This window comes from Streptomyces sp. NPDC005576, assembly GCF_042871745.1.
Taxonomy (GTDB): Bacteria; Actinomycetota; Actinomycetes; order Streptomycetales; family Streptomycetaceae; genus Streptomyces.
In genome coordinates, this window is the sequence record NZ_JBIAJC010000012.1 from 198,631 (window position 1) to 209,712 (window position 11,082).

The 11,082-nt window shown below is 69.3% G+C and carries 5 protein-coding genes; 2 read left to right on the top strand and 3 right to left on the bottom strand.

Annotation, left to right across the window (positions count from 1 at the left end; translation table 11 throughout):
• Positions 1 to 68: 68 nt before the first annotated feature.
• A complete protein-coding gene (locus ACFYPN_RS22790; RefSeq protein ID WP_389300564.1) occupies positions 69 to 1,154 on the bottom strand; it encodes an ABC transporter substrate-binding protein in 1,086 nt (361 codons plus the stop codon).
• A gap of 457 nt (positions 1,155 to 1,611) precedes the next feature.
• Positions 1,612 to 4,902: a LamG-like jellyroll fold domain-containing protein gene (locus ACFYPN_RS22795; RefSeq protein ID WP_389300566.1), complete on the bottom strand. Its 3,291-nt coding sequence runs from the start codon at positions 4,900 to 4,902 to the stop codon at positions 1,612 to 1,614.
• 895 nt (positions 4,903 to 5,797) lie between these two features.
• Between ACFYPN_RS22795 and ACFYPN_RS22800 the strand changes: the two genes are divergently transcribed.
• Entirely contained in the window at positions 5,798 to 6,787 is a 990-nt protein-coding gene (locus ACFYPN_RS22800; RefSeq protein ID WP_389300569.1) for a polysaccharide deacetylase family protein, read from the top strand.
• A 169-nt stretch (positions 6,788 to 6,956) separates the two neighbouring features.
• Here ACFYPN_RS22800 and ACFYPN_RS22805 read toward each other — a convergent pair whose 3' ends face one another.
• Positions 6,957 to 9,527, bottom strand: coding sequence for a discoidin domain-containing protein (locus ACFYPN_RS22805; protein WP_358757732.1), 2,571 nt, complete (start codon positions 9,525 to 9,527; stop codon positions 6,957 to 6,959).
• Positions 9,528 to 9,991: 464 nt separating this feature from the next.
• On the opposite strand from ACFYPN_RS22805, the gene ACFYPN_RS22810 reads away from it, so the two are divergent.
• Positions 9,992 to 10,921 (top strand): aminoglycoside phosphotransferase family protein, encoded by a 930-nt coding sequence (locus tag ACFYPN_RS22810; protein ID WP_389300572.1) that lies wholly within the window; start codon positions 9,992 to 9,994, stop codon positions 10,919 to 10,921.
• Positions 10,922 to 11,082: the final 161 nt, after the last annotated feature.

Here is an 11,082-nt window from a genome sequence, read left to right on the forward strand (position 1 = left end):
GCCGCCGTGGCACTTTTCGCGCCACGGCGGTCACGGGAGAAGCCCTTACCGTCCGGCGGGACGAGCGGTCAGTACGCGCCGCCGACCGAGGCCTTGGCGTTGGTCTCGTCGTACGCGCGGTCCGAGATGATGACGTTCTCGGGGATCTCCTCGCCGCCGTAGAGCTTCTGGGCGGTCTGGAAGGCGAGCGGGCCGAAGCGCGGGTTGGACTCGATCACGGCGTTGTACTCACCGTTGACGAGGGCCTGCACGGCGTTGCGGGTGCCGTCGACCGACACGATCTTGACGTCCTTGCCGGGCTTCTTGCCGGCGGCCTTGAGCGCGGTGACGGCGCCGAGGCCCATCTCGTCGTTCTCGGCGTAGACAGCGGTGATCCCGGGCTTCGACTGGATCAGCTGCTCCATGACCTGCTGACCCTTGTCACGGGCGAACTCGCCGGTCTGCTGTGCCACGATCTCCAGCCCCGGGGCCTTCGCCGCGAGCTGGTCCACGAATCCCTTGGTGCGGTCGGTGGTGACGTTGTTGCCGGAGGCGCCGAGGAGGATGGCGACCTTGCCCTTGCCGCCGGTCGCCTTGATCATCGCGTCGGCGGCACGCTTGCCCTGCTCCACGAAGTCCGAGCCGAGGAAGGCGACGTAATCCTTGCAGGCGGTGGCGTTGAGCTTGCGGTCGACGGTGAGGACCGGGACCTTCTTGGCCGCGGCGGCCTTCAGCGCCGGCTCCAGGCCGTCGGAGTTGAGCGGAGCGACGATGAGGAACTGCGCTCCCTGGGAGAGCATGTCCTGGATGTCGCTGATCTGCTTCGACAGCTGCGACTGGGCGTTGGTGGTGAGCAGCTTCTTCACGCCGATCTTGGCCGCCTCGTCCTTGATGGACTGGGTCTCGGCGATACGGAAGGGGTTGGCCTCCTTCTCCGACTGGGAGAAGCCGACGATCGCGTTCTTGAGGTCGAGCTTGGGTGCTCCGTAGGTCTGGAGCGAACAGCCGGGGCCCGAGCTGCTCTCCGGGGCCTTGGCCTCCTGCGCCGCCTGGCTGGGGTCTGCGGCGGCGGTGTCGTCGGTCTCCGACTTCGAGCAGCCGGCCGCGGTGAGCACGGCGGTGGCGGCGAGCACGCAGGCCGCGGCGAGGGTACGGGATCGGCGCTGGATCATCATGCGCGGGACGCTCCTTGGGCGGGGTGACGGCACGCGGAACCACGTGCGTCGGGCTGTTTCTGATGGCGCATCGGCTCATGGGCGGCTGATGCGGGTTGCCGGTCCGCGACTTCGTCCGTGGGTACGGACGGGGGTCGGGAGGGGCGGCGCGGCCTGTCGGCGGCTCGGTTTACAACGTTATATAGGCGGCTTCGGCGCGACGGCAAGAGCACGACGGATGCGTTTCCAAAATGTGTCGTGGGGCGACGGACGGCCCCTTTGCCCGGCTCGCGCACGCCCGCGCACCGCCGCCGCGTACGGGCGCGCGACAGCGCCGCTGTTGCCCCCGGGGGGCCAGACACCGGTGTCTCGTCGTTACGTTCACGACCGGCCGGGACGGCCCGCGCGGAGGCGTCCGTTCCGCCAGGAGGTGGCCCCGCCGGCGCCATGGGCGCGGGCCGGCGGGGCCACCGTCGGATCAGGACTGCTGAGCGGCGTACAGCGCGCTCACGTCAGCGGCGCCGAGCGCCTTGTCGAAGACCTCGACCTGGTCCACCGAGCCGTTCCAGAAGTCGGTCGGGTTGCCGCTCCACTTGGCGCGGCCCACGGAGAGCGGGCCGGTGCTCACGTCACCTGCGCCCCCGGCCGGGGCGGACGCCGCGAGCTTGCCGTCGAGGTAGATCGAGATGGTGTCGCCCTCGCGCACGCCCACCAGGTGGTACCACTTGCCCAGTTCGGGGGTGGTCACCGCGCGGGCGCGGTTGCCGCCCGGGAGGGAGAAGGCGAACGCGCCCTGTCCGTACTGGAGGTAGAACGGGTTCTCGGTGCGCCGGCCGTCCTGGCTGACGGCCGAGGCGTAGTTGCCGGGCAGCTTGTCCAGCGTGACCCACGCGGAGACCGAGTAGTCCTTGGTGGTGTCCACGACCGGACCCGCGGTCTGTGCGTACTGGCCGTCACCCGAGAACTTGAGGGCGGAACCCGTGACACCCCGCGTCCACGAGGCGCCACCGTTCAGGGTGAGCGGAGCGTGGTTCGGGCCGCTGTCGGCGGCGGTGGTACCGGTGTTCTCGTCCAGGTTCCAGGCGGCGCCGCCCTTCACCTCGTCGCGCTCACCGGCCGCGGCGCCGGCCGCGATGACCTTCTCGTTGATCGCGCGGACCGCTGCGGCGTCGACCTTGATCTCACGGCGGTCGTACGTCCAGAGGCCGTTCAGCTCGTTCTCCAGGTCGGTGACCTGGGTGTAGACGGAGCCGGAGAGCTCGGCGCCGGCCGCTTCGAGGTAGTACTTCTCGGTGTTCTCGACGTACTTGGCGGTGAGCGCGGCCTTGTCGTCGACTCCGCTGTAGATCACCGTCGGGGAGCCCGGCCACATGTGTCCGGGAGAACGCAGGGTGAAGCCACCGTGCTCGCCGTCCATCGCCGCCCGGGTGGCGTCCGGGAAGGCGGGGTCGTTGTTGCCGTAGTCGTGGTGGTCGATGATGTCTCCGGCGCCCGAGTCACCCTTGGAGTTGCAGCAGTTCACGCCACTGTGGGCGTTCACCACACGCGAGGGGTCGGCGGCCTCGACGGCCTCGGTGAGCTTGCCGGTCGCGGTGCGGTCCCACTCGCCCCAGCCCTCGTTGAAGACGATCCAGCCGCCGATGGACGGGTAGTTGTGCAGCTGCTTCATCTCCTCCTGCGCCTGGGAGACGAAGGCCTGCCGGCCCGCTTCGTTGGTGATGCCTGCGGAGACGAAGTCCTGCCAGACGAGGAGTCCGAGCTGGTCCGCGTGGTAGTACCAGCGGGGCGACTCGACCTTGATGTGCTTGCGCACGGCGTTGAAGCCGAGGTCCTTCTGCGACTTCAGGTCGAAGACGAGGGCGTCGTCGCTGGGCTGGGTGTAGAGACCGTCGGGGTAGAAGCCCTGGTCCAGCTGGGCGAGCGAGAAGAACGGCTTCCCGTTGAGGGTGAGCTTCTGGTAGCCGCCGACCTTCTCGACCTTCAGCGAGCGCATACCGAAGTAGCTGTCCACCTTGTCGGTGGTGCGGCCGTCGGTCAGCGTGACGTCGAGGTCGTAGAGGTACGGGTCGTCGGGCGACCAGAGGTGTTCCTTGGCCACGGGGAGGCTGAGCTCGCGGTTGGCGGGACCGGTGACGGTACCGACGACCTTGCCCTTCTTGTCCCGGGCGACGGCCTTGACGCGGGCTCCGGCCGAGGCCTTCTCCGCGTTGACGGTGACGGCGAGCCGGCTCTTGTCGATGTCCGGAGTGGTGGTCAGCGAATCGACCGAGGCGGACGCGACCGGCTCCATCCAGACGGTCTGCCAGATGCCGGACGTGGCGGTGTACTCGATGCCGCCCGGGTTGGAGGACTGCTTGCCCTTGGGCTGGTTGTCACCGGTGGTGTCGGTGACGGCGACCACGATCTCCTGCTGACCGGTCCCCTTGAGGGCGTCCGTGATGTCGGCGTCGAAAGCGGTGTAGCCGCCGGTGTGCTCGGCGACCTTCTTGCCGTTGACGAAGACGGTCGCGTTGTAGTCGACCGCGCCGAAGTTGAGCTTCAGCCGCTTGTCACTACCGGATTTGCCCACCTTCCAGTTCTTGGGCACCGTCACAAGCTTGCGGTAGAACATGTGGTCCTCGTGGCGCTCCAGACCGGAGAGCTGGGACTCCACCGCGAACGGCACGGTGATCTTCTCGCCGAGCTTCTTGCCGAACACCGGCTGCTCGCCCGCGGCGGCACCGGCGAACTCCCAGGTGCCGTTGAGGTTCTTCCACTGGTCGCGGACCTGCTGCGGCCGGGGGTACTCGGGCAGTGGGTTATTGCGGTCGAGCTTGTCGCCCCAGACCGTGGTGAGACGGTGGGCCGACAGGTTCTTGGCACTGCGGCTGATGTCGGGGACGGTCTCCCCGCCCACGGTGAGGCCACCCTCGGTGCCGTAGTCCACCTTGACCTTCTGGCCCTTCTGGATGGCCTCGGACAGGGTGACGATGAGCGAGTTGCCCTTGCCGGACGTCTTGACCACGGATTTGATCGGCATCGGCGTGGTGTCCGCCTCGATCACGAGGTGGTCCTTCACGGCGGCGAGGTTGCCGACCTTGTCGTCGAACGTGGCCTGGAGGCGCTTGCCGTCCTCGGCGACGGTCAGGGCGACCGGGTAGACCTCGTAGTCCGCGGGCGGGGTGAACGCCGACTCGGGGACGATCTGCTTGCCGAGCTCCGGGCTCGACCAGCGCAGGAACATGTTGGCGCCGCCGATGTCCTGGAACATCTCCAGCTTGAAGTCGTGCTGTTCACCCGCGACCAGGTGGACCGGCGCGCTCTTCTGCTCGACGTCCCAGTCGCCCACCCAGTGGTCGATGACCGGAACGCCGTCGATCAGCAGCCGGAACCCGTTGTCGCCGCTCGCGGCGAAGGTGTAGTCACCGGTCGCGGGAGCCTGGATCTGGCCGGTCCACCGCGCGGTGGTGTTCTCGGTCTGGCCGGTGGCCGACTGGAAAGTGCCCGTGAGATTGGAGAAGTTGATCTCCGGATCCAGGGCTGTGGCACCTAGCTTGGCGAAGTCCCGCGCCCCGGGGGCAGACATGGCGTAGTACTCGCCCTTGAGCCCGTGGACCAGAGTGGCCGGGTTCTCGGATACGAACGCCGGCGCCGTGGCACCGGACGACGAGTGGGCTGCGGGAGTCGCGGCAGCCGCCGGGACCAGGGTGATACCGAGGGGCATCGCCAGGGCCGCCGTGCAGGCAATCGTGGTCAAAGCCGCACGTCGGCGCGGTAGTTGTCGTCTCATGGCATCGTCCTCACGAAGGAGCTGAGTGCCTCGGACGAGCGAGGCACAGCACATGGTCGATCATTGAGCCACAGCCCCCAGCCTTGTCACAACGGTCGTGCACAGAAAATTTTCAACGATAGAAATTTGTGACCCGAGAGCGTAGCGTTCACCTCGCGGAAACGAAGTCAACGAAGCCGCAGGACCGGGGGCCTTGCGAGCGGACGACGGCGGGAAAGGTTCCACTCCCACCGTCTCGCCGATGCGGGAGACCCGCCGACTCGCCGCAGACACGGTCCGCAAGGACTGATTGAGCCAATCTTCCTCGCGATGGAGCCCGACGCGCCGGACGACGCGCGCGGCGCGGCGACGGGAAGGCGGGACCTTCCCCCGTGACGGCTCCCACGAACCCCCGTGACGCGCCGGGGCGTGACGCCCGCCGTACGGCCGGTCGGCACAGAGGCGCCACGGGGCCGCACGGACATCCGGCGCCCACTCCCGGACCCGCCAGGAAACCGGCACGGGCAGTCACCGGACGACGCCGGGCGCGCCCCCGGCCCAGACGCCCGCACCTATGTTTCGAAACTTTCGCTGCTCACGACTCCCCGTCGAGGCATCTCTTCTCGAATTCCGTCCGCCTCCCTCAGTGGTCCAGGGGGACCCTGCGCTTGAACTGCGGATAAGTCGAGCACCCATTCAACGGAGCGGTTAAAAGCTTTCGCTCTCACTACCGAAACCATTGACAGCCCGGGGAGCCCCGTCAACACTGTTCGCCGTCCCAGGACCCAGTGCGGGCCGGTCCGGTCCGCGCAGCCGAACTACGCCCGACAGCAAAAGACTTGGTCCTTCTCACTGCACTGCGCGAGTGCCGTCCGGCCCGGTCGGCGCCGCAGTCGCTTCCCCCACGGAGGAACACATGCGAGTCCCCACACTCACCTCACCGCGCGGCATGGCCACCGGTCTCGCGGCCGTCGTGACGGCGGCGACCACCGTCGCCGCCCTCATGACGGTCGCGCCGCCGTCGTACGCCGCCGGCTGCAACGGTTACGTCGGCCTCACCTTCGACGACGGCCCCTCGAACGACCACACCCCCGCCGTCCTCAACGCGCTCAAGCAGAACGGTCTGCGGGCGACCATGTTCAACGAAGGGCAGTTCGCGGCCTCCTACCCCGCACAGGTGAAGGCGGAGATCGACGCGGGCATGTGGGTCGGCAACCACAGCTACACCCACCCGCACCTGATCCAGCAGAGTCAGGCGCAGATGGACTCGGAGGTCTCCCGGACCCAGCAGGCCATCGCGGCGGCCGGCGGCGGGACTCCCAAGCTCTTCCGCCCTCCGTACGGCGAGACCAACTCGACACTGCAGGCGGTGGAGGCCAAGTACGGCTTGACACAGGTGATCTGGGACGTCGACTCGCAGGACTGGAACGGCGCCAGTACCGACGCGATCGTGCAGGCGGCCGGGCGGCTCACGAACGGCCAGATCATCCTCATGCACGAGTGGCCCGCCGCCACCCTCGACGCGATTCCGCGCATCGCCCAGGGCCTGGCGGCCCGGGGACTGTGCGCGGGCATGATCTCCCCGCAGACGGGGCGCGCGGTCGCACCCGACGGGAGCGGTACCGGCGGCGGTACCGGCGGCGGTTGCTCCGCGACCCTGGCGGCGGGCCAGCAGTGGGGCGATCGCTACAACCTCAACGTCTCGGTCACCGGCTCCAGCACCTGGACCGTCACGATGAACGTCCCGTCCCCCGAGAAGATCATCGCGACGTGGAACATCAACGCCGCGTACCCCAGCGCCCAGGTACTGACCGCCAAGCCCAACGGGAGCGGCAACACCTGGGGCGTGACGATCCAGACCAACGGCGCCACGACCTGGCCCACGGTCTCCTGCACCGCGGGCTGAGCCTCCGCGGACCGCGGGCTCCCGCCCGGTCGGGCGACGATGTCCGCGAGACGGGTACCTGACCGCCGTCCGGGCGGGAACGACGGAAGCGGGTACCGGACCGCCGTCCGGTACCCGCCTCGCCGTGACACCGGCCCGAGGGCCGGTGTCACTCCCGACTACCCGGCTTTCAGCCGGAGAAGTTGGTCACCGTGGACGGAACGGTGTCCGTCCCGAACGCCGGAGCGCCCGTGTCGTTGATGACGTGGTTGTAGCGCCCGGCCCCACCGAGCGAGACCGTCAGGATGCTGTGGAACCTCACGCCAGGCTTCACCGGGACCTGGAAGCCCCGGTCCACCTCGATGCCGGGCAGGGTGAAGGCGCAGTAACTGCCCACGCCCCAGGCCTCATGGGTGTTGACGGCGGGGTCCACCTTGTAACCGGCGTACCCCTTGCTGGTGCCGTCCATCCACTCGGCCTGGCTCGGCACGTCGTACGCCTTCTCGTTCTGGAAGAAGATCGTCCGTCCCCGCTCGCCGAACCACTCGACGTCGTACTTCTTGAAGTGCTCGACGAAGAGCCCGGTGGCCAGCACGTCGTCCCCGTGGACGAGCAGCCCGTTGTCGGCGGCGTTGACGTTCCAGCCGACGCCGGAACCATGGTCGGCCCGCCAGATCCAGGTGTGGTCGATGATCGTGTCGTCGCTGTAGATCTCGACGGCCGTGGTGGCCTTGCCCGCGAATTGGCCGCCCACCCGGACGAACACGTCCTGCATCGAGGACGGGTTGTTCGCGTGGTCCGTGTGCGTGCCCTGCTTGCCGAACTCCAGCAGGGTGGGCGAGTTGGTGGTGCCCGCGTCGATCAGGAAGCTCGCGAGCTTGACACCGTCGACGTCCGCGACCTTCATCGCGGTGACGCCGTTGTCCGGGACGAGAGTGGCGAGGCCGAGGCCCAGGACCACCGTGTCGGCACGGTTGACCTCGATGGTGCGGTCGAGGTGGTAGACGCCCGGGGTGAAGAGCAGGTGGAGGCCCTGCGCGAGCGCCTGGTTGATGGTGGCGGCGGAGACGCCCGGCTTGGCCACGAAGAACTGGTCGAGCCCGATCGAGGTGCCGGGGGTCGATCCGTTGGCCCAGCTCACGCCGCGCGCGTTGACCCGCTTGGAGGGCACGAAGACCTTGTAGGTGTTGCCGTCGAGGTAGAGGTAGGGCTTCTCACGGCTGACCGGAGTGGTGTCCAGGGTGGTGTACCGGGGCTCCGGGAAGGAGGTCGCCGGCGCGCCCTCGGTCCCCGAGAAGACCATGTTCCAGACGGAGTTGGTCCAGCCGCCGATGGTGCTGTCGCGGGTGTACCACTGCTGCTGCGAGTACGGGCCGACCGTGCCGTCGATCTTGGAGTCGGCGATGTACCCGCCGCTCGCCCAACCGTAGCCGGACGGCGCGAGGTTGAGGCCGCCCTTGACGTGCATCCGGCGGAACGGAGCGGCCTGCGCGACCGCCCAGCGGTTGGTGCCGTCGTACGGGGCGATGGAAAGGTTCTCCGTGGAGCGCCAGAAGTTCTGCGTCGCGTTGCCGTTGAACCAGCCGGCGTCGACGCTGACACCCTTGACGGTCACGTCGTCCGGATTCTTCCCGAGGCCGTGGACCGAGGTGTAGAAGCCGGTGTTGACGTTGACGTCGTAGCTGCCGGGCTTGAAGACCAGTGCGTAGCGGCCCTCGCCGAACTGCGCGGACTCCTGCTGCGCGTAGATCGCGTCGATCTGCTGCTGGACGGTGGCGGCCGGCATGGAGGGGTCGAAGACCTTGACGTTGGGGCCGAGGTCACCGCCGCCCTGGACGGGCGGCGTGGAGCCGTCCTTCGTGTGGACGGCAGCTTCCCAGAGGGAGTAGCCGTATCCGGTGCCCCGGGCGGTGCCCGCGATGCGGAGGTAGCGACCCGAACCCTGGACCTGGTAGGAGGAGTTGCCGCCGGTGGCGCCGGTGACCTTCTTCAGCTCGGTGAAGGTGGTGCCGTCGGTGGACGCCTGGATGGCGAAGTCCTTGCCGTAGGCCGCCTCCCAGGAGAGGTCCACCTGGCAGATGTCCTTGACCGCGCCGAGGTCGACCTGGATCCACTGGGGGTCGGTGGCCTGACTCGCCCAGCGGGTGGCGCCGTTGCCGTCGAAGGCGGCGGAGGCCGGAGTGCCGGCGTTCTCCACGGAGGACGCGGTGGCCGTACGGTTCAGCGCCGCGTTGGCCGTACCGCACTGGCCCGAGCCCGTGCCCGGGTCCACGGTCCCCGACGCGGAGCCGTACACCTGGAACTCCCAGAGGGAGTAGCCGTACGTGGTGGCCCGTACGGTCCCCTGCACCCGTACGTAGCGGCCGGTCCCGCTGACGTCGAGGGTGTCGATGCCGCCGTCCCCGTCGGTCACCGTGCGCAGGTCGGTCCAGTTGGAGCCGTCCCCGGAGACCTGGATGCGGTACCCCTTGGCGTACGCGGCCTCCCAGTTCAGCACCACCTTGCTGACGGTGGACGACGTGCCGAGGTCCACCTGGAGCCACTGGTTGTCCGATGCGGCGCTGGACCAGCGGGTGCCGGTGTCACCGTCGACCGCCTTCGCGGCCGTGGTGCCGCCGTTCTCCTCCGAGGACGCCGTCACGGTACGGCCCTGCGACAGCAGGACCGGCGCGTCCGCGCCGAACGCCGGAGCTCCCAGGACGGGGATGGCGAGGATACCTGCCACCATTGCCGCCGCGGCTCGGCCTGGTCTGAATCTCATATGTCGCTGCTCCTTCTCGGAACGCATACCGCAGCCCGCCGACCGGCGGACCACCCTGTGGGAGAGCGCTCTCTCACCCAGCCGCACACCCCGCCCGTGAGAGTGCGTGAGGGTCCATCAGAACTGATGCAGAGAGGAGAACTCGGAGAGAGCGCTCTCCCGGCGCATACCGTAGGAGGAGGCCCCTGGACCGTCAATAGATGCAGCAGAGATAGGCCGACGGCTTCGGTGAGTGCGGGCGGGCGGTCCGGGACGGACCCTGTCCCACCTGCCCAAAGACCCGTTGCGGCCGGAGAGTTGCCACTGCGGCGGCGTGCGGGAATTGGAGGCGCCACCGTGCCGGGAGCCCCCCTTCCGTTCATCCTCGCAAGGTTTCGGGGTCCTCGGCGACGCGGGACCGGCTCCCTGCCGCCGGCCTCGCCGACAGACCGCGGGGCCGGGTGAGAGCCGTCTACCCTCGGAGGGTGATCGAGATTCCGGACGCCTTCGCCCGTGCCACCGTCGGACGGGAGGGTGCACGCGGCAGAACATGGCTGGAAGGACTTCCCGGACTCGTCGGCCAACTGTTCGACCGGTGGAACTGCGTCCCGGACGGACGGATCACGCACGGCGGTGTCGGAGTCGTCGTCCCGGTCCGGCGGCCGGAGGGAACGGCCGTGATCAAGGTGTCCTTCCCCCACCCTGGCAACGTCCACGAGCCCGACGGCCTCGCGGCATGGGGCGGGCGGGGTGCCGTACTGCTGCACGAACGGGACGACGAGCGGTTCGCCATGCTCCTCGAACGGGTGGGGACGTCCACACTGGCGGAGTCGGAGGACGGCGACACGGTCACCGCCGTCGCCGGAGCCCTCAGCCGCAGGCTCGCCGTCCCCGCTCCGGCCGGGCTGCCCCGGCTGCGGGAGCGGGCGGACGGCTGGGAGGAGGAACTGCGCATCGACGCCGGACGCATGCCGGACGCGGTGCCGGGCCGGGCGATCGACCATGCGCGGGCGACCGTCCGGGAGTTCGGCCGAACGCAGCCGGAGCTGGTCGTGCACGGCGACCTCCACGGCAGGAACATCCTTCGCGCCGACCGCGAACCGTGGCTGGCCGTCGACCCCAAGGGCTGCGCAGGCGACCCCGCGTACGACGCCGGGACCCTCCTGAAGTCGCGCGCGTTCTCCCTCATGGAGTCGGACGACCTGCGCCGGGCGGTGGAACGCACGCTCGACATCTACGCGGAGGCGTCCGCACTCGATCGCGAGCGCGTCCGCCGCTGGGCCCAGTGGCACGCAGTCACCGCCACCTACCACGGAATCCGTCACGGTTACCGCGTCGCCCGCGGCGGGCCGGACCGCGACCGCGTCACCGCATTCGCCGCACATCTGTCGCTGCTGCTCACCCCGCCCCGGTGAGCACGGGTGTCGTCCCCTACACGGACCGGGGCGCAGACGCGGGGGGGGGCGGGGGGGGGGCCCCCCCCGCGGGGGCCCCCCCCCCCGGGGGGGGGGGGGGTAAACGGGGCCGCCGGGCAGTTGGGCGGGCGGATAGTGAACCCCGAGCCACCCCGCCGACC

Excerpts from the sequence above, each read along its gene's own strand:
- ACFYPN_RS22805 (WP_358757732.1), bottom strand. The coding sequence starts at position 9,527 with ATGAGATTCAGACCAGGCCGAGCCGCGGCGGCAATGGTGGCAGGTATC.
- ACFYPN_RS22790 (WP_389300564.1), bottom strand. The coding sequence starts at position 1,154 with ATGATGATCCAGCGCCGATCCCGTACCCTCGCCGCGGCCTGCGTGCTC.
- ACFYPN_RS22800 (WP_389300569.1), top strand. The coding sequence starts at position 5,798 with ATGCGAGTCCCCACACTCACCTCACCGCGCGGCATGGCCACCGGTCTC.
- ACFYPN_RS22795 (WP_389300566.1), bottom strand. The coding sequence starts at position 4,902 with ATGAGACGACAACTACCGCGCCGACGTGCGGCTTTGACCACGATTGCC.